The organism is Acidovorax sp. 22279, assembly GCF_052045435.1.
In the GTDB taxonomy this organism is placed as follows: domain Bacteria; phylum Pseudomonadota; class Gammaproteobacteria; order Burkholderiales; family Burkholderiaceae_C; genus Acidovorax; species Acidovorax delafieldii.
In genome coordinates this window covers 51,733-74,650 of the sequence record NZ_JBQEOV010000004.1, presented here as the reverse complement: position 1 = coordinate 74,650, position 22,918 = coordinate 51,733, and the positions used below count along the sequence as shown (strand labels likewise).

Genomic DNA, 22,918 nt, shown 5'->3' with positions numbered 1-22,918 from the left:
ACAACCCGGCACGGTGCAGCGTCTTGAAGGGTATGGAAGACGGCAGTGTGGCCACACGGTAGCAAGGCCACAAGGCTGCACACGAGCGCCGTCTTTCACCGCCGTTATCAACACCCTTTCACACCAGGAGTTTTCCATGTCGCAACACAGCGCCCGCCTGCCCTACCACCAACTGTCGTCCAAGGCCTTCATGGGCCTGGTCAACGTCTCTGAAACCATCAAGAAAGGCCCGCTGGGCACCCGGCTGGCCGAGCTGGTATTCCTGCGCGTTTCACAGATCAACGGCTGCGCCTACTGCATGGACATGCACTGGAGCGCGCTCGTCAAGGACGGCGCCGATCCGCGCCACCTCAACGCTGTGGCTGGCTGGCGCGAGGCACCGTTCTTCAGCGAACGCGAACGCGCCGCCTTCCGCTGGGCAGAGATCATCACCGCCACACCCCACAGCGACGCGAGCGATGACGAATACGCCAAGCTGAAGGCCCTGTTCTCCGACGCCGAGATTTCCGACCTGGGCTTTGCCATCGCCATCATCAACGCCTGGAACCTGCTGAACGCGGGCATGCGCGCACCGATCCCACAGGCCGGCTGAGCGCTGGCCGATGAGGGGTACGGGCCGGTGAAGGGGACATCGGCCCGTGAGGCCCGCTGCGGGCGCCGTGCACCAGAAATTCGGGTCGAAATGGCCGATAGCGCCAGTGAATCATGCCTCTTTTGCTATCAATAATGAAGCACAAGGCACCCGACACATGGCTACGGGTGTAGCCTGCCTGACAGACCCAGCCACCGCCCCGCCATACAGTGGTGTCTTCCCACCCACAACACCGGAGACACCCACCCATGCTCAACATCCCCTCGCTGCAAGGCAGCGTCAGCCCTGAAGAATGGCAGCTGCGCTGCGACCTGGCCGCGTGCTACCGGCTCGTCGCGCTGTACGGCTGGAGCGACCTGGTCTTCACCCACATCAGCGCCAAGCTGCCCGAGTCGGTGTCAGGCCCGGGCGAGCACCATTTCCTCATCAACCCCTATGGCCTCATGTTCGACGAGATCACGGCGTCGAGCCTGATCAAGGTGGACATGCTGTGCAACAAGCTGCACGACTCGCCCTTCCCCGTGAATCCTGCCGGCTTCGTGATCCACAGCGCCGTACACGAGGCCCGGCCCGAGGCGGGCTGCGTGCTGCACACCCACACCCGAGCTGGCGTGGCCGTGAGCGCGCAAAAGGGCGGCGTGCTGCCCATCAGCCAGCAAAGCACCTTTGTGCTGGGCTCGCTGGCATACCACGAGTACGAAGGCGTGGCCTTCCGCGACGAAGAAAAGCCGCGCCTGCAGGCCGACCTGGGCGATGCCAACTTCCTCATGCTGCGCAACCACGGGCTGCTGACGGTGGGCAAGACGATTGCCGACGCCTTCCTGTCCATGTACACCTTCGAGAACACCTGCCGCATCCAGATCGACGCACAGGCCGGCGGCGAACTGACGCAGGTGAACCCGCAGATCGTGAGCGGCGTGGCCCAGGCCATGCGCGTGCAGACCGGCGGCCTGGGCGGCGCCTTTGCCTGGCCCGCGCTGCTGCGCAAGGTGCAGCGCGACCTGCCTGGATACGACAGCTGACGCGACCCCTCCCCGCTGCACCACGCAGCGGGCGCTGGGGTTGCGCCCCGGCGCCTGCAAGAATCCGGCGCAGCGCATAGGATCGGCGGTTTCCGACCGTTTTCAAGGACCGATCCATGAAGCTCTACTACTCCCCCGGCGCCTGCTCCCTGTCCCCCCACATCGCCTTGCAAGAGGCCGGCTTGGCCTACACCCCCGTGCTGGCCAGCACCAAGAGCCACAAGCTGCAGGACGGCACCGACTACTACACCATCAATGCGCTGGGCTACGTGCCCGTGCTGGAGCTGGACAACGGCGAGCGCCTGCGCGAAGGCCCGGCCATCGTGCAATACATTGCTGACCAAGTGCCCGACAAGCAGCTCGCCCCCGCCAACGGCACCCTGGCGCGCTACCGCCTGCAAGAGTGGCTGACCTTCATCGGCACCGAGCTGCACAAGGGCTTCAGCCCCCTGTTCAACCCCGCCACCCCCGAGGAGTACAAGCCCATGGTGCGCGAGCGCCTGCTGCAACGACTGCAGTGGGTGGATGGCCAGCTCGCCGGCAAGCAGTACCTGATGGGCGACCATTTCACCGTGGCCGACGGCTACCTGTTCACCGTGACCAACTGGACCCAGCCCACCAAGCTCGACATCTCCGGCCTTGCCAACCTGGCGGCCTACCGTGAACGCGTGGGTGCCCGCCCCGCGGTGCAAGCCGCGATGAAGGCCGAAGGCCTGCTGAAGTAAGGCCAGGGCTACAAGGGGCGCTGCCGCCACGCCACCAGCGCCCCCACCCACAACGCGCAGGCCGAGAACACCAGCCCGCGCGCCAGGCCTCCAGGCCCGTCGGCGATCCAGCCCACCACCGTGGGCCCCACGATCTGCCCGGCCGCAAACACGATGGTGAACGCGCTGATGCCGCTGGCCCACAGCGCCTGCGGCAGGTTGTGCCGCACCAGCGCCGTGGTCGATGCCACCACCGACAAAAACACCCCGCCGAACAGCAGCCCCGAGCCCAGCACCACCGGCCACGTGCCCGTGACGGCGGGCAGGATGGTGGCCACGCCCAGCAGCGCATTCAGGCGCGCCAGGGCCTCGCCGCCCCGGCTGCGGTCCAGCAGCCCGGCCCAGATGCGTGAGGACAGCACCACGGCCAGTCCCAGCAAGGCGTAGAACAGCGTCACCTCGCCCGCACCCCGGTCCTGCTCGCGCAGCAGCGCCACCACAAAGGTCATGTAGCCGATATAGCCCACGCCAAACAGGCCGTAACCCAGCAGCGCAGGGGCCAGGGCCCGCCAGCGCACGCGGTCGGGCACTGCAGCCGCCGGTGCGGTCTCGGATGCGGCGGCCACGGGTGCAGCCAGCCCGTTCAACACCCGCGCCGGCCACAGCAATGCAACCGTAGCCACCACACAGGCCAACGCCAAGGCCCACCAGGCCCAGGTCCAGCCATGCGGCGCGGGCGCCACACCCAGCACGGCTGGCACCAGCAAAGCCGACAGACTGATGCCCCAGCCCGTGCCGCCGTAGTACAGGCCCAGCAGCAAGCCGCTGCGCCCCGGCACCTGGGCACCCAGCCGCGCCGCCAGCAGCCCCCCGGCAATGAACACCAGCGCACTGGCCCCGCCGGCCAGCAGGCGCTGCACCAGCAAGGGCGCTGCCTGTGTGAAAAATCCGCTCAGGCCCATGAACACCGTGGCCATCACGGCGCCCACCAACAGCACTGAGCCCGGGGCCGCGCGCCGCAACAGCCAGGGCGTGGCCAGAGCGCCCAGCAGATAGCCCAGCGCGTTCGCCGTGTTCATGCCCCCTGCCAGCGTGTACGACCAGCCCAGGTCTTCGCGCATGGGCGGCAGCAACAGGGCATAGGCAAACCGCGTGATGCCCAGCGAAATGGCGGCGCCCATCGACAGGGCCACGGCGAGCCACAGGCTGCGCAACGGGGAGACAGGGAACGGGGCGGGGGGCGGTGGCAAGGGCATGGCCTTTCATTCTCATGCAACGGCCACGGTGCTGCAGAAGTGACAGGCTTGAGCGACTCGGTTAACACAAAACCGGTGCCCTTGTTGACGCCAGTGCGCTGCACGTTTTGCGCTGCAGCATTAAGCTGCAAGGCTGCTTTGTTTGCACGTACCTCTACAGGACACCTTCAACATGACCTCTTTGTTTGAACCCACCCGCGCGGGCGACCTCCAGCTGGCCAACCGCATTGCCATGGCGCCGCTCACGCGCAACCGCTCGCCCGAGGCCATCCCGACCGACCTGGTCGCCACCTACTACGCGCAGCGCGCCAGTGCCGGTCTCATCATTTCCGAGGCCACAGCCATCAGCCCGCAAGCCCAGGGCTATGCCGATGTGCCCGGCCTGTACGGCACCGAGCAGCTGGACGGCTGGAAGAAGGTGACCCGCGCCGTGCACGACGCCGGCGGCAAGATCGTGGTGCAGCTGTGGCATGTGGGCCGCGTCTCGCACACCGACCTGCAACCCGGCAACGCCGCACCCGTCGCGCCCTCGGCCGTGCAGGCCAACACCAAGACCGTGCTCATCAAGGACGGCGTGCCCACCTTCACACCCACCTCCATGCCCCGCGCGCTCGATGCCGAAGAGATCCCCGGCATCGTGCAGGACTACCGCCACGCCGCGCGCAACGCCATTGCGTCGGGTTTTGACGGTGTGGAAATCCACGCGGCCAACGGCTATCTGATCGACCAGTTCCTCAAGACCGGTGCCAACCAGCGCACCGACGACTACGGCGGCAGCATCGCCAACCGCGCGCGCCTGCTGCTGGAAGTGACCCGCGCCATCGTCGAGGAAATCGGCGGTGGCCGCACCGGCATCCGCCTGTCACCCGTCACGCCCGCCAACGACATCGTGGACGCCGATCCGCAGCCGCTGTTCGACCACGTGGTGCGCCACCTGGGCCCGCTGGGCCTGGCCTACATCCACGTCATCGAAGGCGCCACCGGCGGCCCGCGCGAGGTGGAAGGCCGCCCCTTCGACTACGCCGCGCTCAAGGCCGCCTACCGTGCAGCGGGTGGCAAGGGTGCGTGGATGGTCAACAACGCCTACACGCGCGAACTGGCCGATGCCGCCCTGGCCAAAGGCGCCGACATCGTGGCCTTTGGCCGCCCCTTCATCGCCAACCCCGACCTGGTAGCGCGCCTGAAAGCCAACGCACCGCTCAACGAGGTGAACCGCGCCACGCTGTACGGCGGCGGGGCCGAGGGGTACACGGACTACCCGGCGCTCAGCGCCTGAGTCTGCACAGCGCCGGAACGGCCCCATGGGGCCGCACCGGTTGCAGCTGCCGCTGCGCGAGCCAGCGGTCGCCTGCCGCAGTCAGCACCAAACGGCGCAGTCGCTCAGGAGGGTGAGCCGAGCCCGATCGGACTGGGCGCCCGCATGACGATGCGGGTGAAGAGCCGGTCATAGGCCGCGTCGCGCGGCTTGCCCGGGGCCAGCGGGTTCGTGTTGCTGGCAAAGGCCGCGTCGATGGCGGTCCAGTCGCCCGGCTGCAGGGTCTCCTGCGCGGCGGGCAGCACCACGGTTTCTTCCAGGCGCATGTGCTCCAGGTAAAAGCGGATGTAGCGCTCCAGCGCCAGCGCAAACGCCTCGCGGCGCGCGTCGCCCATCAGCTCCCAGCCCAGCAGCAGGTGCTGCAGTTCGCGCACCGCAGCCTCGCCGCCCTCGTGGTCACGCTCCAGCTGGGCGATGGCCTCGGCCGCCTGGGGTGAGCGCTCAGCCACCTTGGGGAACAGCCACTGCGACTCCTTGGGGTGGTGCTGGCGCTCGGGAAACTCGTCGATGTAGAACAGCATGGCCCGCATCACGTCAAAGAACGCGGCGGGCTCGTCGCCCGGGCCCTGGTCCAGCATCAGGCGCAGCGAGTGCAGCACCGCCGCGAGCGACGCATGCTCCTCGCGAATGGTTCGCAGACTGATCGACGGCATGGCGCACTCCCCAGGTTCAACAAGGCCCCAAGGGTGCCACGCGTGCACGGGTGCGCCCATGACGCAGGTCAATAAACCGCCGGGCAGCTCTGCCCACAAAAAAGCCCCGCAGACCAAGCCTGCGGGGCTCATCGGAAGAAAAGGCCTGGTGCGGTCAGTGCGTCAGGCGCGCCTGCGCGGCGCCTGTTGCCAGCGCCTGGGTTTGATGCCCTGCATACGGTGCGGCCACCGCACCGCCGTGGCCGTAGCCGGCTGCAGATTCGGCCAGGCGGAACTGCTGCACCACATGCGACAGGCGCGCGGCCTGCTCGCGCAGCGACTCGGCGGCTGCGGCGGATTCCTCCACCAGCGCCGCGTTCTGCTGCGTCATGCGGTCGATCTCGCCCACCGAACTGTTCACCTGGCCGATGCCAGCCGACTGCTCGGACGCAGCCGCCGTGATCTCGCCAATGATGTCGCCCACGCGCTGCACGCTGCTCACGATGTCCTTCATGGCCGTGCCGGCTTCTTCCACATGGCGCACGCCGCCGTCCACGGCCGTCACGCTGCTCTGGATCAGGCCCTTGATGTCGCTGGCCGCCGCTGCGCTGCGCTGCGCCAGGCTGCGCACCTCGCTGGCCACCACGGCAAAGCCCCGGCCCTGCTCGCCTGCACGGGCAGCTTCCACGGCCGCGTTCAGCGCCAGGATGTTGGTCTGGAAGGCAATGGAGTCGATCAGGCCGATGATGTCGCCGATCTTGCGGCTCGATGTCGAAATCTCATGCATGCTGGCCACGGCCTGCTGCACCACGCCGCCACCGTGTGTGGCCATCTGCGAGGCCGACGCGGCCAGCTGGTTTGCCATCTGCGACGACGATGCCGTCTGCTGCACCGTGGACGTGAGCTGCGACAGCGAGGACACGGCCTCCTGCGCGTTGCTGGCCGTCTGCTCGGTGCGCTGCGACAGGTCCTGGTTGCCCGTGGCGATCTCCTGGCTGGCCGTGGCGATGTTGCCGCTGGCATCCCGCACCTGCGCCACCAGCGCACTCAGGCCCTGCTGCATGTCGCGCAGCGCGCGCTGCAAATCGGCCACTTCGTCCTTGCCCTCGGCAGCAATGTGCTGCGACAGGTCGCCGCCCGCAATCGCCTGGGCCATCTTGCGTGCGTCTTCCAGCGGCTTGCAAATGGAGTTCATGTTCATCAGCGTGGTGGGCACCACCACCACCACGGTGATCAGCACCGCCAGCACAAACAGCCACTTGGTCTGGTTGGACACTTCGCTTTGCTGCGCCACCGACTTGGCCACCTCCGCGCGCAGCACCGAGTCCAGCTCGGCCATCAGCTTGTCGGCCTCGGCAAACTCCGCCACGGCCTTGCCGCTCATGCGGTTGGCAATGGTGGCGGTGTCATAGCCACCTGCCTCCAGCTGGCGCGCCACGTGCGCAAACAGCTCGCGGTAGCTGTCCAGGCGCTTGACGATGTTGCGCACCACCGGGTTGTCAGAGTCCTCCTCGCCTTCCAGGAACTTGTTGGCAATCTTCTTGGCCTTGTCCTGGCTCTCCACCCACTTGGCATGCGCGGCCTTCACGGCTTCGGGCTTCTCGTAGCCAATGATCATGTCCTTCTCGAACTGGCGGATGGCACCCATCTCGCCCCGCAGCTCGGCCATGTAACCCACCTCGGCGAACGAGTGGTCCATGAAGTCCTGGCTCATGTTGTGGATGCGGAACATGCCCAGCATGCCCGCGCCCCCCAGCAGCCCCAGCAGGCCCAGCACCACGCCAATGGCACCCAACATGCGCAAACGTATGGTGAACTGCCGCATGAGCGAGAAGAGATTCATGATCTGTCGTCCTTGATATAGCTATGCCAATGCGGTCGCCGCACCTCCCCCGAGGCGACGGATTCGCAACAAATCGTTGCAGTTTGCCAGACATCGATGACCGTGCTGTACGTATTTATCACATGCGCCACCGCTTGAGTAGGAGGGCATTCGCCATCACGCTGACCGAACTCAGCGCCATGGCTGCGCCCGCCACCACCGGGTTCAGGTAACCCAGCGCCGCCAGCGGAATGCCCGCCACGTTGTATGCAAACGCCCAGAACAGGTTCTGGCGGATCTTCATCACCGTGCGGTGCGAAATATCCAGCGCCGCCGCCACCAGCATCGGGTCGCCGCGCATCAGCGTAATGCCCGCTGCGTGCATGGCCACATCAGTCCCGTTGCCCATGGCCATACCCACATCGGCCGCCGCCAGCGCGGGGGCATCGTTAACGCCGTCGCCCACCATCGCCACATGATGGTGCTTGCCATCGGTGCCCTGTTGCAACGCAGCCACCTTGGCCGCCTTGTCGCCCGGCAACACCTCGGCCATCACCTCGCCAGCGGCCGGGTCCAGCCCCAGGCGCCGGGCCATGGCCTCGGCCGCGCCCCGGTTGTCGCCCGACACCATCACGGTGCGAATGCCGCGCGCCTTGAGCGCCGCCAAAGCTTCGCGCGCGCCCGGCTTGGGCTCGTCGCCAAAGGCCATCAATGCCCGCAGCGCCAACCCTTCCGTGACCCGCTGGGCCACGGCGGACACCGTGGCGCCTTCGCGCTGCAACGCCTCCGCTCGGTCTGACAGCGGGCCCAGGCCCACCCCCAGCTCCTGCATCCAGCGCAGGCTGCCCACCAGGTAGCTCTGGCCGTCCACCTCGCCCTCGGTGCCGCGCCCGGGCACGGCGCGCACGTCCTGCGCGGTGGCCACGTGGATCTGCCGCTCGCCCGCAGCCGCCACCACCGCGCGCGCCAAGGGGTGTTCGCTACCGCTTTGCACTGCGGCCACGGCCGCCATCACCGCCGTATCGTCCAGACCCGGCACCACCTCAAACGCCGTGAGCCGGGGCTGGCCCACGGTCAGCGTGCCGGTCTTGTCAAAGGCCACCGTGTCCACCTTGTGCGCCAGCTCCAGCGCCTGCACGTCCTTGATCAGGATGCCGTGTTTGGCCGCCACGCCCGTACCCGCCATGATGGCCGCGGGCGTGGCCAGCCCCAGCGCACAGGGGCAGGCAATCACCATCACGGCCACGGCGTGGATCAGCGCCGCCTCCAGCCCCGCACCCATGGCCAGCCAGCCCGCCAGGGTCACCAGCGCCACCACCAGCACCACCGGCACAAAAATGGCCGACACCTGGTCCACCAGCCGCTGGATAGGCGCCTTGGCCGCCTGGGCGTCTTCCACCAGCCGGATGATCTGGGCCAGCACCGTCTCGGCGCCCACGGCCGTCACCGCCATCACGATGCGGCCATCGCCGTTGATCGATCCACCCGTCAGTGCCGCGCCCACATCGCGCGCCACCGGCAGGGGCTCACCGGTCAGCATGGATTCATCCACCTGCGTGTGGCCCTCGTGCACCGTGCCGTCCACAGGGATGCGCTCGCCCGGCCGCACCACCAATTGATCGCCCACCAGCACCTCGGACACCGGCACATCCACCTCGCCTTGCTTGGTCAGCAAATGCACCACATCGGGCCGCAGCGCGTGCAGCGCACGGATGGCCGCCGTGGTCTGGCGCTTGGCGCGCGCCTCCAGCCACTTGCCCAGCAGCACCAGCGTGACCACCACGGCCGACGCCTCGAAGTACAGGTGCGGCACATGCCCCGGGTGGTCTGAGGGCGCCGTGAGCCACAGCCACATCGACAGGCCCCAACCCGCGCTGGTGCCCAGTGCCACCAGCAAGTCCATGTTGCCGCTCAGCGCCTTGGCCGCATGCCAGCCCGCCTTGTAAAACCGTGCCCCCAGGATGAACTGCACCGGCGTGGCCAGCACAAACTGCACCCAGGCCGGCAGCATCCAGTGCTGGCCGAACAGGTCGCCGATCATCGGCAGCACCAGCGGCGCCGACAGCAGCAGGCCAATGCCCACGGGTAAAAAGCCGGCCCAGGGCGACAAGTCCTCCGGTGCATCCTCCTGCCCCGCCGCACGCGGCTCGTAGCCCGCATTGCGCACCGCGCGGCGCAGCACCGCCTCCATGGCCGCGGCGTCAGCGCCCACCTGCGTGACAAAGGCAATGCGCGCAGACTCGGTCGCCAGATTGACCGAGGCCTCCTGCACGCCCGGCACCTTGCGCAGCGCGCGCTCCACACGGCCCACGCAGCTTGCGCAGGTCATGCCAGAAATGCCCAGGTCCAGCGAGTGCACAGACCCGGGCGCGATGTTGGGGGGGGTGGTGATGGTGTTCATGGCAGGGATGCTGATCCTTGACGTGATGGCAAGGTCAAGCATTGATATTGATCAACCCTCACATCATGAGTGTCTTGAACGGCGTTTGACTCTGCCACGATGTCAAGCTTCAACATTCGCTTCGGTCGCATCCACGGCCATTTTTGCAACCCCCAACAAGGACACCCCATGGCAACCACCACCACGACTTTCCAAGTGCAGGGCATGACCTGCGGCCACTGCGAACGCGCCGTCACCCAGGCCGTGCAGCAGGTAGATCCCAACGCCCAGGTGCGCATCGACCGCGCCAGCGGCAAGGTGGACGTGGACAGCACCGCCCCCCGCGAGGCCCTGGCCGCCGCGATTGCCGAAGAAGGCTACACCGTCGCGGCCTGAACGCCGCGCCACCACGCACCCAGCGAGGGCCACACCATGACCATGCCCCATTCCCCCGATGCCGCGCCGACCACGCGCGCCAAGGCCACAGCGCCCCGCCCCATCGCCTGGCCCGTGCCCATCGGCGTCGCTGCCAAGCGCGCAGGCATCTCGGCGCGCATGGTGCGGCACTACGAATCGCTGGGCCTCATCAACGGCGTGGCGCGCACCGACAGCGGCTACCGCCAGTACACCGAGGCCGACGTGCACGCCCTGCACTTCATCCGCCGCAGCCGCGACCTGGGCTTTTCGATGGAGGAAATCGCCGAACTGCTGGGCCTGTGGCACGACCGCAGCCGCGCCAGCAGCCAGGTAAAGCGCATCGCCCAACAACACATCGACGACCTGAGCGAACGCATCGCCCAGATGCAGGCCATGCAGCGCAGCCTGCAAACGCTGGTGTCCTGCTGCCAGGGCAACGACCGGCCGGACTGCCCCATCCTGGACGACCTGGCAGCGGGGCAGGCAGAACACCACATGCCCAGGGTTTCGCGCAAAACGCTACCAAATCAATAGCTGCTTGCGCATATTCCACTAGCGCTTGGGGCAAAAAATGCCTCAAACTGACCACATAAGGCCCCTAGAGGCTCCGCATGGCAGACTCTCAGGCTTTCCCACAGCCTGCTACTGCCCGCCCCATGCCCACCTCCGTCGCCCAGCTTCAACAATGGCTGCTTGAACCCGAAGGCCAGCGCCTGGAGTTCAAAGAGGCCAAGCAGCACTACCACTTCGAAAAGCTGCTCAAGTACTGTGTAGCCCTAGCCAACGAAGGCGGCGGCATCATGGTATTGGGCGTGACAGACAAGCGGCCCCGGCGCATTGTGGGCACGCAGGCATTTGAAGACCCAGGCCGCACCGAGGCAGGCCTGCACCAGCGGCTGGGTCATCGCATCCCGGTGGAAGAAATGCGCCTGCCCGAAGGGCGGGTACTGATAGTGCATGTGCCCCCGAGACTGTCAGGTACGGCGTGGAATGTCGACGGCAGCTACTTCAAGCGCGCGGGCGATGATCTGGCCCCGCTAGTCGACCATGAGCTGCGCGCCATGTGTGCCGAAGGTGGCCCAGCCTTGCTCCGGTGCCACGCTGGCGGACTTGGAGCCCGAGTCCATCGCCCTCTTCCGCGAACGCTGGGCACGTAAGAGTGGCGACCTGCGCAAGCGCGACTTGAACGATCAGCAAACCCTGCGCGACGCCGAACTGCTGGTGGAGGGGGACCAAGTGAGCTATGCAGCGCTCATCCTGTTTGGCACGCGGGCAGGCCTCACGCGGTGGCTAGCGCAGGCTGAGCTGGTGTTTGAGTACCGCTCTTCAGAGGCTGCTGGCCCCGCGGCCGACCGCGAGGAATACCGTGCCGGCTTCTTTGCTTGGCAGGACGCGCTGTGGAAAAAGATCAATCTGCGCAACGACCGGCAGAGTTACCAGGACGACTTCTTCCGCATGGACCTGCCCACCTTTGACGAGGTACCCGTACGCGAGGCCATCCTGAACGCGGTAGCCCACCGTGACTATCGCCTGGGCGGCTCAATCTTTGTGCGGCAGTTTGCCAAGCGGCTGGAGGTGGTGAGCCCCGGCGGCCTGCCACCCGGGATAACTCCCGAAAACATCATTGACCAACAAAACCCGCGCAACCGCCGCTTGGCTGAGGCTCTGGGACGCTGTGGGCTGATTGAGCGATCCGGCCAAGGCCTGAATCTGATGATGGAAAGCGCTGTGCGCCAGGGCAAGCCCCTGCCCAGCTTTGCGGGCACCGCCGCGCACGAGGTGCGGCTGACGCTGGAGGGTGGCGTACGCAACCCGGCATTTGTACGGTTCATGGAGCGGCTGGGAGAGGAGACGCTGCGCAGCTTTTCGACATTGGACTATTTGGCGCTGGAATGCCTGCAACAGGGTCGGCCCTTGGCACCCCAGCTGCTGGACCGGTTGCCCGCCCTTGCGGAAGTGGGTGCCGTAGAAACTATCGGTAGGGGCAAAACCGCCAAGTACATCCTTGCGGCCGCCTTGTATGCGTCGCTGGGCAGCAAAGGCACCTATACCCGGAAGCGGGGCTTGGATCATGGAACCAACAAGGCTTTGCTGCTGCAGCATCTCAAAGACCAAGGCGAAGCCGGTGCGCCACTGAGCGAGTTCAGACAAGTGCTGCCGACCCTTCCCATGAAGGCCGTACAGAAGCTCCTGGAGGAGTTGCGCAATGAAGGGGTGATCAATGTTCTCGGCCAGCGGCGCTGGGCCCGTTGGTATCTGTCAGATGCAGCCGTCTTTAAGCCAACTGGCAATACCTAGAGGTAAAGCAATGCTTTATGCCGCAGAATATTTCATATAAATCAACGACTTATAAAACCCAAAACCGCACAAAGAACACGATAGCGAGTTAAACAACCTGTTTAAACAAGCCAGCCACAAGAAGCCGCTCGCTCACATCACGTGAAAAAGGCAATGCGCTGACGAAAGCCGGTCCCGCTGAACTTGCCAAGGCACAGCGTGAGGATTTGACAAGCTCAGCCCAAACGAGCACGTCAAGCAAGCATCGGAGATACAGGCTCAATACCCTGAAAACACTATCAGATAGACAGCTTTCAGCGCCTATCCAACGACGCCAGAAGCCAATTTCGCTCAATCCATCGGTAGATACAACACGCTAGCCTCCACCGCGTTGGGCACGGGTCTTTGCCTTGCCGCTGGCGGGCTTTGGTTGGGGGACTGGCGCTGAAACAGCACCATCGGCGATGCCCGTCGCAGACCGCCGCAGCACCCCATCGCACAGCGTCGCAATGCACTGCTGCGCCACCTGCTCGGGCGTGTATTCGCCATCTGGCTGGTACCAGCGGCCGATCCAGCTGAGCGCTCCGGCAATCACAAAGGCCGTCATCTTCGGATCGCAGGGCTGCAGCGATCCTTCGGCCACGCCCTCGGCCACGAGGCGGCGGAACTCCTGGTCGATGGCGGACTTGAGGCGGCGCAGCTCCTTGCGGCTTTCGGGGGGCAGCTGCTCGTCGCCCACGCGGATCAGGCACATGCCGAAGTCCATGGTGACGATGCGCGCGTACACCTGCATGCAGGTCATGAGCTGGTCAATGGCCTTGCCGCCCGCAGCGCGCGAGGCGTCAATCCCCTCCAGCATCATCGTGAGCCCCTTGCTCACGCACTGCAGCAGGATCTCGTCCTTGTTCTTCACGTAGTAGTACAGCGTGGGCTTGGTCACGTTCAGGCGCGCGGCGATGTCGTCGAGCGAGGTGGCGTGAAAGCCGCGTTCGTTGAACAGCTGGGCCGCTGCCTGCAGCACGGCATTGCGTTTGGCCTCGCGCTGGCGCTCGCGGTGCGACACCGGGGGCCAGGGAGAAGCGGCTGCGGTCTGGGCGGCCGTGGCCTTGGCCTGCTTGGCCGCTTTGACCGGCGTGGCTCGCTTGGCTGTGGGTGGCGAAGACGGGGCTGCGGCGGTGGCGGTGGCGCTGCGGCGGCGGGGTGCCACTTTGGCGTGGGGCATGGATGGCAGTTCCTCGGGAAAGTACGGATGCTGATGAGGGTCGCGGCTTCCAGAATCTACTTGCGAGTAAACAGTTTACGCACAAGTAGGAAATTTGCGCTGGGTTCCATCGAAATTTCTGTCAAAAGCTGCAGTCAACCCGTATTAGAAAGCCAATGGAGACAACCCCTTCCGGCCCCGCTGCTGCCACGCCCCTGCTGCAGGTGCAGGGCGTGACCCTGGCGTTCGGTGGCGTGAAGGCGCTGACCGGCGTAGGCTTTGACGTGCAGCCCGGCTCCATCACCGCCGTCATCGGCCCCAACGGTGCGGGCAAGACCTCGCTGTTCAACACCATTTCGGGCTTTTACCGGCCCAGCCAGGGCTCGATCCGCTTTCAGGGGCAGGACATCACCCGCGTGCCCGCGCCGCAGCGCGCCAAGCTGGGCCTGGGCCGCAGCTTTCAGAACATCGCGCTGTTTCGCGGCATGACGGTGCTCGACAACATCAAGCTGGGCCGCCACGCGCACCTCAAAACCAACGTGCTCGACGCGCTGCTGTACTTCGGCCGCGCCCGACGCGAAGAGGCCGAACTGCGCCGCGACATCGAGGAGCGCATCATCGACTTCCTCGAAATCGACCACATCCGCCACGCACCCGTCTCGGCCCTGCCCTACGGCCTGCAAAAGCGCGTGGAGATGGCCCGGGCCCTCGCCATGCAGCCGCAGATCCTGATGCTGGACGAGCCCGTGGCCGGCATGAACCGTGAAGAGACCGAAGACATGGCGCGCTTCATCCTCGACGTGCGCGAGGAGTGGGGCGTGACGGTGCTGATGGTGGAGCACGACATGGGCATGGTGATGGACCTGTCGGACCACGTGGTGGTGCTCAACTTCGGCCAGGTCATCGCGCAGGGCACGCCCGCGCAGGTGCAGGCGGACCCCGAGGTCATCCGCGCCTACCTGGGCGCGGGCGACGTGGGCGACCTGCGTGCCAAGCTGCAGGGAGTGACCACCGCATGACCGGCAACTTCGACTGGGCCTACCTGTTTGAGATCAGCCTCACCGGCATCGCCGGTGGCGGTCTCTACGCACTGGCCGCACTGGCTTTTGTCATGGTCTACAAGGCCACCCGCGTGGTCAACATTGCCATTGGCGAGCTGCTGATGGTGGGTGCGTACCTGTTCTTCACCTTTGCATCGATGTTTGCGCTGCCGCTGTGGCTGGCCATCCCCGCCGCCGTGCTGGGCACGGGCCTGCTGGGCGCGGTGATCGAGCGCACCATGATCCGCCCGCTGCTGGGCGAGCCGCCGATCTCCGTCTTCATGGTCACCGTGGGCCTGGCCTCGGTGCTGGTGGGCCTGGTCGAGATGATCTGGACGGCAGACCAGCGCCGCCTGCCCGACTTCATGCCCACGCAGCCCATCATGGTGGGGGACGCATTCCTGGCACCCAAGGTGTTCTGGGGCGCCGTGATTGCCATCGTGTTCATCGCGGCCGTGCTGGTGGTGTTCCGCTTCTGGCGCGGCGGGGTGGCCCTGCGTGCCACGGCCAGCGACCAGGCGGCTGCGTATTCGGTGGGCATCAACGTGCCGCGCGTGTTTTCGCTGGCCTGGGTGGCCTCGGCCATGCTGGCTGCCATCTCCGGGATCATCGTTGGCTCGATTGGCGGCATCTCGTCCAGCATGGGCGTGTTCGGGCTGTCGGTGCTGGTGGTCGTCATCGTGGGCGGGCTCGACAGCGTGCTGGGCGCGCTCGTCGGCGGCATCCTCATCGGCCTGATCGAGGCGCTGGCCGGGGCCTACCTGGGCGGCGAATACAAGCTGCTGGCCACGTTCATCGTGCTGGTGGCCGTGCTGCTGGTGCGGCCTTACGGCCTGTTCGGCACCCACGAAATCGAGAGACTGTAAAAACATGAACCCCCACGTTCATCACCTCGTGTATTCACTGCCCCCCAAGGGGGCGCAGGCCTCCCTTGGGGCGGCCCGGCGGCAGGCCTGACCCATGCGCATCGGAACCCTCAAGGAAACCTACATCGCCGACGCGGCGCTGTTCGACTCGCGCACGCAAAAAGTGTGGCTGGCCGTGGGCGCTGCGCTGCTGGTGCTTTTCCCCTTCATGGCCAGCGACTACTGGCTCTACCTGGCCTGCCTGGTCAGCATCAATGTGGCCAGTGCCACGGGGCTCAACATCCTCACAGGCTACACGGGCCTCGTCAGCCTGGGGCAGGCGGCCTTCATGGGCCTGGGGGCTTACACGGTGGCCGTGCTGGAAACCAAGGTGGGCACGCCCTTTGTGCTCAACCTGCTGGCAGGTGGCTTTGTCGCCATGCTGGGCGGCATCGTGGTGGGCATTCCTTCGCTGCGCGTGAAAGGGCTGTACCTGGCGATTGCCACCATTGCCGCATCGTTCATCGCGCACTTCATCTTTGCCAACTGGAAGTTCACCGGCGGCACCGGTGGCCTGAGCGTGCCGCCCGCCAAGCTGTTCGGCATGGCGCTCGACACCTCGTTCCGGCTGTACTGGCTCATCGTGCCAGTCACCCTCCTCATGCTCCTGGGCGCGGCCAACCTGTTTCGCACGCGCGTGGGCCGTGCCTTCATCGCGATTCGCGACCGCGACATCTCGGCCGAGGTGCTGGGCATACCGCTGCTGCGCTACAAGCTGCTGTCGTTTGGGCTGTCGTCGTTCTATGCAGGCGTGGCCGGGGGCCTGTGGGCGTATTTCTTTCGCGTGGTCACGCCCGAGAGCTTTCCCCTGCTCATGTCCATCTTCTTCCTCGCGGCCATCATCGTCGGTGGCATGGGCTCCATCCTGGGCGGCATTCTGGGCGCGGTGTTCATGACCATGGTGCCCGAGCTGCTCAAGCTCGTGGTGGACCTGATGCCTGGCGGCAGCGAACTCACGGTGTTCCTCTCGCCCGTGCGCACGGTCATCTTTGGCCTGCTCATCATCGGTTTTCTCGTCTTCGAGCCCCATGGCCTGGCCGAAGTGTGGCGGCGCGTCCGTCGTTTCTTCCATCTCTGGCCTTTCAGAAACTAACCCCCAAGGAGACACGCATGCAGCCCACCCCCACCTCCCCACGCCGCCGCACCCTGCTGGCAGCTGCCGGCGCCGCCGCCCTCACCAGCCCGCTGTCGGTGCTGGCCCAAGGCGCTGACGAGATCGTGATCGGCGGCTCCATCCCGCTCACCGGCGTGTTCGCGTTTGCGGGCGTGGGCATCAACGCGGGCATGGGCGACTACGTGAAGATGCTCAATGACGCGGGCGGCATCAAGGGCCGCAAGGTCAAGTACGTGCCCGAGGACACCGGCTACAAGGTCGATGTGTCGGTGGCTGCGTTCAAGAAGATCACCAGCCAGAACAAGGTCAACCTGTACTACGGCGACTCCACAGGCTTCTCCAAAACCATCAACCCCGAGCTGGACCGCAACGGCAATATCCTGATGGCGGGCGCGTCGTTTGCCACCGAACTCAACGACCCCAAGAAGTACCCCAACCAGTTCCTCGTGGGCCCCGACTACACCGAGATGTTCGGCATCCTGCTCAAGCACATCGCCAAGGAAAAGCCCGGTGCCAAGGTGGCCTTCGTGTACTCCGATTCGGAATTCGGCCGCGACCCCATCGAGTCCAGCGAAGCCATGGCCAAGCAGCTGGGCCTGTCGGTGCCCATCAAGATCATGACGCCCGCCGGCAGCGTGGATGTGTCCACCGAGGTTATCAAGCTGCGCCGCGCGGCTCCCGACTACACCATCTTCCACGGCTACATCCTCGCGCCCATCCCTGAGTTCATCACCCAGGGCAAGCAGCAGGGCATGACCAGCAAGTGGATGGGCACCTTCTGGACTATGGACAGCTCCACCGTCATGAAGATGGGCGACGCCGCCGACGGCTTCATGGGTGTGATGCCCTACCGCTACTACTACGACACCGAGAAGGCGCCGATGCTGGAGAAGATCCGCGCGCTGCGGCCCGAGTACCAGAGCACGGCCTACATCCAGGGCTTCCTGGCCGCGATGCTGTTCACCGAGGCAGCCAAGCGCACGCTGGACGCTGGCAAGCCCCTTACCGGCCCCAACCTGAAGGCCGCACTCAATTCCATCAAGGACTTCGACACGGGCGGGCTGATCGGCGTGCCGATCACCATCAGCGGGAATTCGATCCCCGTGGGCCGCGTGTACCGCGCCGACATGAAGGCCCAGAAGATGGTCGCCGCCTCCGACTGGATCAAGCTCTGACCCTGCTGTTGCCATGACCCAGCCAACCCCGGCCCACGTCCTCGAAGTCAACAACATCGAGGTCATCTACAACAAGGTGGTGCAGGCCCTGCGCGGCCTGTCGCTGGCCGTTCCGCGGGGGCAGATCGTGGCGCTGCTGGGCAGCAACGGGGCAGGCAAAAGCACCACGCTCAAGGCCATCTCGGGCCTGCTGGCGCTGGAGGATGGTGTGGTGGAAAGCGGCAGCATCCACTTCAACGGCCAGCCCACGGCCGCCGTGGCACCGCAGCAGCTGGTGCGCAACGGCCTGAGTCATGTGATGGAAGGCCGCCGCGTGTTTGAAGACCTCACGGTCGAAGAGAACCTGGTGGCCGCCACCTATGCGCTGACGGGGCGCAAGGATGCAACGCCCGACTTCGATCTGGTCTACAGCTACTTCCCGCGCCTGCATGAACGGCGCAAGGGTCTCGCCGGGTACCTGTCAGGCGGCGAGCAGCAGATGCTGGCCATTGGCCGCGCGCTCATCGCGCAGCCCCAGCTCATCCTGCTCGACGAGCCCTCGCTGGGCCTGTCGCCCAAACTGGTCGAAGACATCTTCACCATCATCGCGCGCATCAACGCCGAACGCGGCACCAGCATGCTGCTGGTGGAGCAGAACGCCACCGTGGCCCTGGCCGTGGCGCACCGGGGCTACATCATGGAGAACGGCAAGATCGTGATCGACGGCACGGCCGAGCGCCTGGCCAACGACCCGGATGTGCGCGAGTTCTATCTGGGCATGGGCGGTGGTGGCGAGGCCAAGAGCTTCAAAGAGATCAAGCACTACAAGCGTCGCAAACGCTGGCTGTCATGAGCACACTCCCCGACCTCACTCTGCCCCAGATGCTGCGCGAGCGCGCACGCACCGACGCGCAGCGCATCGCCATCCGGCAAAAGGACTTCGGCATCTGGAAGCCTTTTACCTGGGCGCAATACCACCAGCGCGCCAGCCACTTCGGCCTGGGCCTCAAGGCGCTGGGCCTGCCTGCGGGCGGACATGTGGGCGTGATCGCCGAGAACCGCATTGAATGGGTGCTGGCCCAGATGGGCGCAGGCCTGGTGGGCGCCGTGACGGTGGGCGTGTACCCCACCAGTCCCACCAACGAAGTGGCCTATGTGGTGGGCCATGCCGACATCGAGATCATGGTCTGCGAAGACCAGGAGCAAACCGACAAGCTGCTGGCCGCACTGCCCGAGCTTCCGCGCCTGAAAAAGATCGTGGTCATGGAGACCAAGGGCCTGCGCAGCTTTGCGCCCGAGGTGCGGCAGTTCATCACCACGTTTGACGAGGTGGAACAGCTGGGCGCAGCGTCGGGCCAACAAGCCATCATCGACGAAGCCCTCGCACGCCAGCGGCTCGACGATGTGGGCCTGATGATCTACACCTCGGGCTCCACCGGCAAGCCCAAGGGCGCGATGATTTCGTACCGCAACATCCGGGGCGTGGTGCCGGGCATCGTGGACCGGCTGGAGCTATCCCGGGACACCACCCACCTGTCGTACCTGCCGCTGTGCCATGTGGCCGAGCAGATGCTGACCAGCTTTGTGCCCGTGTACATCGGCGCGCAAGTGAACTTTGGCGAGTCCATCCGCACCGTGCAGGAAGACTTGCGCGAGGTCGCGCCCACCATGTTCCTGGGCGTGCCGCGCATCTGGGAAAAGCTGCACGCGGCCATCCACATCAAGCTGCAGGAAACGAGTGGCCTGCGCCGCGCGCTGTTCCACAAGGCCTACAACGCCTGCAAGCCGTTGGCCGACAAGCCGCGCAGTGCCTGGAGCGTGGGCGACAAGCTCACTTATGCCGCGAGCTACTGGCTCGTCTTCCGCGCGCTGCAAAACTTCATCGGCCTGCGCAATACCCATGTGGCGCTCACCGGCGCCGCGCCCATTCCGCCCGACGTGGTGCGCTTCTTCCGCGTGCTGGGCGTGCCGCTCATCGAGGTGTATGGCCTGACCGAATCCACCGGCATGGTCACGGGCCACCGTCTGGATCATGTGGTGGTGGGGACCGTGGGCGTGCCCACGCTGGGTGTGGAGCACCGCATTGCGGACAACGGCGAGCTGCAATTGCGAGGCGACATGGTGTTTGCGGGTTACTACAAGAACCCCGAGGCCACGGCCAGCAGCATCGTGGGCGGCTGGCTGCACACCGGCGATGTGGTGCGTGAATCGCAAGGCCAGATCCAGATCGTGGACCGCCTCAAGGACATCATGATCACCGCCGGTGGCAAGAACCTCACGCCGTCCGAGATCGAGAACACCATGAAGGGCAGCCCCTTCATCAAGGAATGCATCATCGTGGCCGAGGCGCGCAAGTTTGTCAGCGCGCTGGTGATGATCGACTACGAGACCGTGGGCAAGTGGGCCGAGGCACGGCGCATTCCGTTCACACACTTTCGCTCGCTGGTGGAACACCCCGAGGTGCGTGTCCTCATCGACGCCGAAATCAACCAGGGCAACCAGCGCCTCGCGCAGGTCTCGCAGATCCGCAAGTTCCACCTGCTGACCAAGGAGCTGGACCACGACGACGGCGAGGTGACCGCGACGATGAAGGTGCGCCGCGCAAGCATCTACAAAACCTATGCGGCCGAGATCGAGGCGCTGTACCAATAGCCCAGGGCTCGGCGCATTGGAATCCACTTACTATCAAAACAGGAGCTGATAGCGCAATATCCACTAGCGCTTGAAGCGGATTTGACATGGAAAATACCGCCACAGACCCTGCAGCGGCCGCTAACGCACCGTCCGCACCCGCCCCACAGCCGCCCCTGCTGCTGGAGCGCCACGGCGCCATCGCCACGCTGCGCTTCAACCGGCCCGAGGCACTCAACGCCATCGACGTGCCCATGGCCAATGCCTTCCTCGCCGCCGTGCAGTCCATCGCTGCCGACCCCGGTGTGCGGGCCGTGGTGCTGCGTGGCAACGGCCGGGGCTTCATGGCCGGGGGCGACCTGGCCACGCTGCGCGCTAACCCGGTGCAGGGCGCCATCGACATCCTCACGCCACTCAATGCCGCCCTTCAGTTGCTGGCACAGATGAACGCGCCCGTCATCGCGCAGGTGCACGGCGCGGCCGCCGGTGCGGGCTTGAGCCTGGTGCTGATGGCCGACTACGTGATCGCTGCCGAAGGCACACGCTTCAACCTGGCCTACATCAACCTCGGCACCAGCTGCGACGTGGGTGCATCGTGGGCGCTGCCGCGCATCGTGGGCGTGCGCCAAGCGCTGGAGATTGCGTTACTGGGCGAGGCCTTCACCGCGGACGATGCGCTGCGCCTGGGCCTCGTCAACCGCGTGGTGCCCGGCGCCGAGCTGGACACTGCCACCACCGCCCTCGCCCAGCGCCTGGCCAGCGGCCCCACACTGGCCTACGGTGCGATGAAGCGCCTGATGCGCGCGTCGATGGACCACACGCTGCCCGAGCAACTGGCCGCTGAAAAAGACGCCTTTGTGCACTGCGCGGGCACCGAGGACTTCCGCGCGGGGGTGGAAGCGTTTCACCAGCGCCAGAGCCCGCAGTTTGTGGGGCGGTAAAGCAAGCGCAACTGCATCGCCGGCAGCCTCTTTCTTGTCTTCAAGCAGAGCCCTTACACTCCCGCCAAAACGGAGGGAGAGAGGGTATGAAACCATCACGCCAACAAGGCAAGCTGCTGTTCAAAATCGCGGGCGTCCTCGCCGGAGTCGTGTTCGTTGCTTTTGGAATGCAGGAGCGGTCCGAGCTTTCCAGAACGCTCAAGCTCGGCAAACACGCCGTGGTCGAGCCCATCACGCAGTACACGGAGTTCAAGAAAAGCGGTTCTTCCACCTACACCGCCGAGTTCCACTACAAGACCGACAGCGGCCAGCAGATGGTGGTGAAGCACAGTTTCCCGGAAGAGATCCTGACCGAATTCAAGGCCCATCGCCCGGTCGAAATCGCCTACATGCCCAACGACCCCAGCAGCTTTGTGTTTGTGAAGCAGCAGTCCTCATGGACGCTGGTGGCGGTCGGCACCGCTTTGATGCTGGCAGCCCTGCTGCTGGCCTGATCGACGGTTCGACCTTCCGCACCGTGCGCCCTTGTGCCAGGCGCGGGGCTGGGTGAACGCCTGAACCCAGAGCATTGGACTGAATCGCGGAACAGTGAGTTGAGCCGCCAGCCATTGATGGCGAACCCATCGGCCCTTAGAGTCAGGCCATGGCGACGACAACCTACGCGGCTCCACGCACTCTCTTGCCCCTGTGGTGCAACATCGGGCCGGATACCCCCGCAACAAAGCCATGATCACCGTCCGCCCCTCCTCCGAACGGGGCCGGTCCTCCACCGGCTGGCTACACAGCGCCCACAGCTTTTCGTTTGGCGACTACTTCGACCTGCGCCACCAGGGCCATGGCAATCTGCTGGTGCTCAACGACGACACGGTGGCGCCCGGCAAAGGCTTTGGCACGCATGGGCACCGCGACATGGAGATCGTGAGCTATGTCCTCGACGGCGCCCTGGCCCACCAGGACAACCTGCACGAACGCACCGGCCAACAACCTGGGGCCCCAGCGGCCTCGGGGGCGCCAGGGGCTGATTCGGTGGCGGCTCCCACCGGCATCCTGCACCCGGGCGACGTACAGCGCATGAGCGCAGGCTGGGGCGTGCGCCACAGCGAATTCAATGCGCTGCCCGACCAGCCCACCCATTTCCTGCAGATCTGGATCAAGCCCCTGTTCACAGGTATCCGCCCCAGCTACGCACAAAAACACTTCCCGTCCGCAGACCGCCGGGGCCGCCTGGTGCGCATTGCCTCGCGCCGGGGAGAGGACGGCTCGGTGACCATGAACGCCGACGCCTCCATCTGGGCAGGCTTGCTGGATGGCAGCGAAACCGCCACCCAAGTGCTGAACCCCGAACGCCTGGCCTACGTGCACGTGGCGCGAGGGGCGGTGCAGGTCAACGGCATCGCGCTGTCTGGTGGCGATGGCGCCTTGCTGGACGGCGAAAACACACTGACCCTGCACGAGGGCCACCACGCCGAGGTGCTGGTGTTTGACCTGGCGCGGCGTTAAGACACCTGACGCCCA

The 22,918-nt window shown here is 65.8% G+C and carries 22 protein-coding genes; 17 read left to right on the top strand and 5 right to left on the bottom strand.

What is annotated here, in order from left to right:
• Positions 1 to 136: 136 nt before the first annotated feature.
• The 3 genes from ACTJKQ_RS06600 (at position 137) to gstA (ending at position 2,339) form a co-directional block, all read left to right on the top strand.
• Positions 137 to 592: a carboxymuconolactone decarboxylase family protein gene (locus ACTJKQ_RS06600; protein WP_056057668.1), complete on the top strand. Its 456-nt coding sequence runs from the start codon at positions 137 to 139 to the stop codon at positions 590 to 592.
• 248 nt (positions 593 to 840) lie between these two features.
• Positions 841 to 1,614, top strand: a complete 774-nt coding sequence (locus tag ACTJKQ_RS06595; RefSeq protein ID WP_440596381.1) for a class II aldolase/adducin family protein — start codon at positions 841 to 843, stop codon at positions 1,612 to 1,614.
• 116 nt (positions 1,615 to 1,730) lie between these two features.
• Complete coding sequence (gstA, locus tag ACTJKQ_RS06590) at positions 1,731 to 2,339, top strand: glutathione transferase GstA (protein WP_440596380.1); 609 nt, start codon at positions 1,731 to 1,733, stop codon at positions 2,337 to 2,339.
• Between the two features lie 8 nt (positions 2,340 to 2,347).
• On the opposite strand, the gene ACTJKQ_RS06585 is transcribed toward gstA, so the two are convergent.
• Positions 2,348 to 3,574: a YbfB/YjiJ family MFS transporter gene (locus ACTJKQ_RS06585; protein WP_440596379.1), complete on the bottom strand. Its 1,227-nt coding sequence runs from the start codon at positions 3,572 to 3,574 to the stop codon at positions 2,348 to 2,350.
• A 172-nt stretch (positions 3,575 to 3,746) separates the two neighbouring features.
• On the opposite strand from ACTJKQ_RS06585, the gene ACTJKQ_RS06580 reads away from it, so the two are divergent.
• Positions 3,747 to 4,850 carry an alkene reductase gene (locus tag ACTJKQ_RS06580; RefSeq protein ID WP_099731640.1) on the top strand — a complete coding sequence of 368 codons (1,104 nt, stop codon included), beginning with the start codon at positions 3,747 to 3,749 and terminating at the stop codon, positions 4,848 to 4,850.
• Positions 4,851 to 4,954: 104 nt separating this feature from the next.
• On the opposite strand, the gene ACTJKQ_RS06575 is transcribed toward ACTJKQ_RS06580, so the two are convergent.
• The 3 genes from ACTJKQ_RS06575 to ACTJKQ_RS06565 form a co-directional block, all read right to left on the bottom strand.
• On the bottom strand, positions 4,955 to 5,542 hold the full coding sequence (locus ACTJKQ_RS06575) for a hemerythrin domain-containing protein (RefSeq protein WP_440596378.1): 588 nt from the start codon (positions 5,540 to 5,542) through the stop codon (positions 4,955 to 4,957).
• 154 nt (positions 5,543 to 5,696) lie between these two features.
• On the bottom strand, positions 5,697 to 7,364 hold the full coding sequence (locus ACTJKQ_RS06570) for a methyl-accepting chemotaxis protein (protein ID WP_260665760.1): 1,668 nt from the start codon (positions 7,362 to 7,364) through the stop codon (positions 5,697 to 5,699).
• A gap of 118 nt (positions 7,365 to 7,482) precedes the next feature.
• Positions 7,483 to 9,744: a heavy metal translocating P-type ATPase gene (locus ACTJKQ_RS06565; protein ID WP_440596377.1), complete on the bottom strand. Its 2,262-nt coding sequence runs from the start codon at positions 9,742 to 9,744 to the stop codon at positions 7,483 to 7,485.
• Between the two features lie 168 nt (positions 9,745 to 9,912).
• On the opposite strand from ACTJKQ_RS06565, the gene ACTJKQ_RS06560 reads away from it, so the two are divergent.
• The 4 genes from ACTJKQ_RS06560 (at position 9,913) to ACTJKQ_RS06545 (ending at position 12,438) form a co-directional block, all read left to right on the top strand.
• A complete protein-coding gene (locus ACTJKQ_RS06560; RefSeq protein ID WP_056742486.1) occupies positions 9,913 to 10,119 on the top strand; it encodes a heavy-metal-associated domain-containing protein in 207 nt (68 codons plus the stop codon).
• 36 nt (positions 10,120 to 10,155) lie between these two features.
• The gene (cueR, locus tag ACTJKQ_RS06555) at positions 10,156 to 10,674 is read left to right on the top strand and encodes a Cu(I)-responsive transcriptional regulator (RefSeq protein ID WP_440596376.1); all 519 of its coding nucleotides are present in this window, start codon (positions 10,156 to 10,158) and stop codon (positions 10,672 to 10,674) included.
• 122 nt (positions 10,675 to 10,796) lie between these two features.
• Positions 10,797 to 11,297 carry an AlbA family DNA-binding domain-containing protein gene (locus ACTJKQ_RS06550; protein WP_440596375.1) on the top strand — a complete coding sequence of 167 codons (501 nt, stop codon included), beginning with the start codon at positions 10,797 to 10,799 and terminating at the stop codon, positions 11,295 to 11,297.
• Entirely contained in the window at positions 11,188 to 12,438 is a 1,251-nt protein-coding gene (locus ACTJKQ_RS06545) for an ATP-binding protein (RefSeq protein WP_440596374.1), read from the top strand. Before ACTJKQ_RS06550 ends, ACTJKQ_RS06545 begins: the two co-directional genes overlap by 110 nt.
• A 355-nt stretch (positions 12,439 to 12,793) precedes the next feature.
• Here ACTJKQ_RS06545 and ACTJKQ_RS06540 read toward each other — a convergent pair whose 3' ends face one another.
• Positions 12,794 to 13,639, bottom strand: a complete 846-nt coding sequence (locus tag ACTJKQ_RS06540; protein WP_440596373.1) for a TetR/AcrR family transcriptional regulator — start codon at positions 13,637 to 13,639, stop codon at positions 12,794 to 12,796.
• Between the two features lie 155 nt (positions 13,640 to 13,794).
• Here ACTJKQ_RS06540 and ACTJKQ_RS06535 point away from each other — a divergent pair, with 155 nt between their 5' ends.
• From ACTJKQ_RS06535 to ACTJKQ_RS06495, 9 genes are all read left to right on the top strand, one after another.
• A complete protein-coding gene (locus tag ACTJKQ_RS06535; protein WP_108500294.1) occupies positions 13,795 to 14,637 on the top strand; it encodes an ABC transporter ATP-binding protein in 843 nt (280 codons plus the stop codon).
• Positions 14,634 to 15,524: a branched-chain amino acid ABC transporter permease gene (locus tag ACTJKQ_RS06530; protein WP_056056932.1), complete on the top strand. Its 891-nt coding sequence runs from the start codon at positions 14,634 to 14,636 to the stop codon at positions 15,522 to 15,524. The genes ACTJKQ_RS06535 and ACTJKQ_RS06530 overlap by 4 nt, the downstream gene beginning before the upstream one ends.
• Positions 15,525 to 15,618: 94 nt before the next feature.
• Positions 15,619 to 16,656 carry a branched-chain amino acid ABC transporter permease gene (locus tag ACTJKQ_RS06525; RefSeq protein ID WP_015011893.1) on the top strand — a complete coding sequence of 346 codons (1,038 nt, stop codon included), beginning with the start codon at positions 15,619 to 15,621 and terminating at the stop codon, positions 16,654 to 16,656.
• A gap of 17 nt (positions 16,657 to 16,673) precedes the next feature.
• Positions 16,674 to 17,852, top strand: coding sequence for an ABC transporter substrate-binding protein (locus ACTJKQ_RS06520; RefSeq protein WP_440596372.1), 1,179 nt, complete (start codon positions 16,674 to 16,676; stop codon positions 17,850 to 17,852).
• A 13-nt stretch (positions 17,853 to 17,865) separates the two neighbouring features.
• On the top strand, positions 17,866 to 18,684 hold the full coding sequence (locus tag ACTJKQ_RS06515; RefSeq protein ID WP_015011891.1) for an ABC transporter ATP-binding protein: 819 nt from the start codon (positions 17,866 to 17,868) through the stop codon (positions 18,682 to 18,684).
• On the top strand, positions 18,681 to 20,483 hold the full coding sequence (locus ACTJKQ_RS06510) for an AMP-dependent synthetase/ligase (RefSeq protein ID WP_440596371.1): 1,803 nt from the start codon (positions 18,681 to 18,683) through the stop codon (positions 20,481 to 20,483). The genes ACTJKQ_RS06515 and ACTJKQ_RS06510 overlap by 4 nt, the downstream gene beginning before the upstream one ends.
• A gap of 86 nt (positions 20,484 to 20,569) precedes the next feature.
• The gene (locus ACTJKQ_RS06505) at positions 20,570 to 21,403 is read left to right on the top strand and encodes an enoyl-CoA hydratase/isomerase family protein (protein WP_440596370.1); all 834 of its coding nucleotides are present in this window, start codon (positions 20,570 to 20,572) and stop codon (positions 21,401 to 21,403) included.
• An 86-nt stretch (positions 21,404 to 21,489) separates the two neighbouring features.
• Positions 21,490 to 21,897, top strand: coding sequence for a hypothetical protein (locus tag ACTJKQ_RS06500; RefSeq protein ID WP_395457320.1), 408 nt, complete (start codon positions 21,490 to 21,492; stop codon positions 21,895 to 21,897).
• 232 nt (positions 21,898 to 22,129) lie between these two features.
• Entirely contained in the window at positions 22,130 to 22,903 is a 774-nt protein-coding gene (locus ACTJKQ_RS06495; RefSeq protein WP_436074192.1) for a pirin family protein, read from the top strand.
• The last annotated feature ends 15 nt before the right edge of the window (positions 22,904 to 22,918 follow it).

What these genes read in the sequence shown, in the direction of transcription:
- ACTJKQ_RS06580 (WP_099731640.1), top strand. Translation starts at nt 3,747, where the DNA reads ATGACCTCTTTGTTTGAACCCACCCGCGCGGGCGACCTCCAGCTGGCC.
- ACTJKQ_RS06525 (WP_015011893.1), top strand. Translation starts at nt 15,619, where the DNA reads ATGCGCATCGGAACCCTCAAGGAAACCTACATCGCCGACGCGGCGCTG.
- ACTJKQ_RS06540 (WP_440596373.1), bottom strand. Translation starts at nt 13,639, where the DNA reads ATGCCCCACGCCAAAGTGGCACCCCGCCGCCGCAGCGCCACCGCCACC.
- ACTJKQ_RS06520 (WP_440596372.1), top strand. Translation starts at nt 16,674, where the DNA reads ATGCAGCCCACCCCCACCTCCCCACGCCGCCGCACCCTGCTGGCAGCT.
- ACTJKQ_RS06600 (WP_056057668.1), top strand. Translation starts at nt 137, where the DNA reads ATGTCGCAACACAGCGCCCGCCTGCCCTACCACCAACTGTCGTCCAAG.
- cueR (WP_440596376.1), top strand. Translation starts at nt 10,156, where the DNA reads ATGACCATGCCCCATTCCCCCGATGCCGCGCCGACCACGCGCGCCAAG.
- gstA (WP_440596380.1), top strand. Translation starts at nt 1,731, where the DNA reads ATGAAGCTCTACTACTCCCCCGGCGCCTGCTCCCTGTCCCCCCACATC.
- ACTJKQ_RS06570 (WP_260665760.1), bottom strand. Translation starts at nt 7,364, where the DNA reads ATGAATCTCTTCTCGCTCATGCGGCAGTTCACCATACGTTTGCGCATG.
- ACTJKQ_RS06595 (WP_440596381.1), top strand. Translation starts at nt 841, where the DNA reads ATGCTCAACATCCCCTCGCTGCAAGGCAGCGTCAGCCCTGAAGAATGG.
- ACTJKQ_RS06530 (WP_056056932.1), top strand. Translation starts at nt 14,634, where the DNA reads ATGACCGGCAACTTCGACTGGGCCTACCTGTTTGAGATCAGCCTCACC.
- ACTJKQ_RS06585 (WP_440596379.1), bottom strand. Translation starts at nt 3,574, where the DNA reads ATGCCCTTGCCACCGCCCCCCGCCCCGTTCCCTGTCTCCCCGTTGCGC.
- ACTJKQ_RS06515 (WP_015011891.1), top strand. Translation starts at nt 17,866, where the DNA reads ATGACCCAGCCAACCCCGGCCCACGTCCTCGAAGTCAACAACATCGAG.
- ACTJKQ_RS06550 (WP_440596375.1), top strand. Translation starts at nt 10,797, where the DNA reads ATGCCCACCTCCGTCGCCCAGCTTCAACAATGGCTGCTTGAACCCGAA.
- ACTJKQ_RS06500 (WP_395457320.1), top strand. Translation starts at nt 21,490, where the DNA reads ATGAAACCATCACGCCAACAAGGCAAGCTGCTGTTCAAAATCGCGGGC.
- ACTJKQ_RS06545 (WP_440596374.1), top strand. Translation starts at nt 11,188, where the DNA reads ATGAGCTGCGCGCCATGTGTGCCGAAGGTGGCCCAGCCTTGCTCCGGT.
- ACTJKQ_RS06535 (WP_108500294.1), top strand. Translation starts at nt 13,795, where the DNA reads ATGGAGACAACCCCTTCCGGCCCCGCTGCTGCCACGCCCCTGCTGCAG.
- ACTJKQ_RS06505 (WP_440596370.1), top strand. Translation starts at nt 20,570, where the DNA reads ATGGAAAATACCGCCACAGACCCTGCAGCGGCCGCTAACGCACCGTCC.
- ACTJKQ_RS06565 (WP_440596377.1), bottom strand. Translation starts at nt 9,744, where the DNA reads ATGAACACCATCACCACCCCCCCCAACATCGCGCCCGGGTCTGTGCAC.
- ACTJKQ_RS06495 (WP_436074192.1), top strand. Translation starts at nt 22,130, where the DNA reads ATGATCACCGTCCGCCCCTCCTCCGAACGGGGCCGGTCCTCCACCGGC.
- ACTJKQ_RS06510 (WP_440596371.1), top strand. Translation starts at nt 18,681, where the DNA reads ATGAGCACACTCCCCGACCTCACTCTGCCCCAGATGCTGCGCGAGCGC.
- ACTJKQ_RS06560 (WP_056742486.1), top strand. Translation starts at nt 9,913, where the DNA reads ATGGCAACCACCACCACGACTTTCCAAGTGCAGGGCATGACCTGCGGC.
- ACTJKQ_RS06575 (WP_440596378.1), bottom strand. Translation starts at nt 5,542, where the DNA reads ATGCCGTCGATCAGTCTGCGAACCATTCGCGAGGAGCATGCGTCGCTC.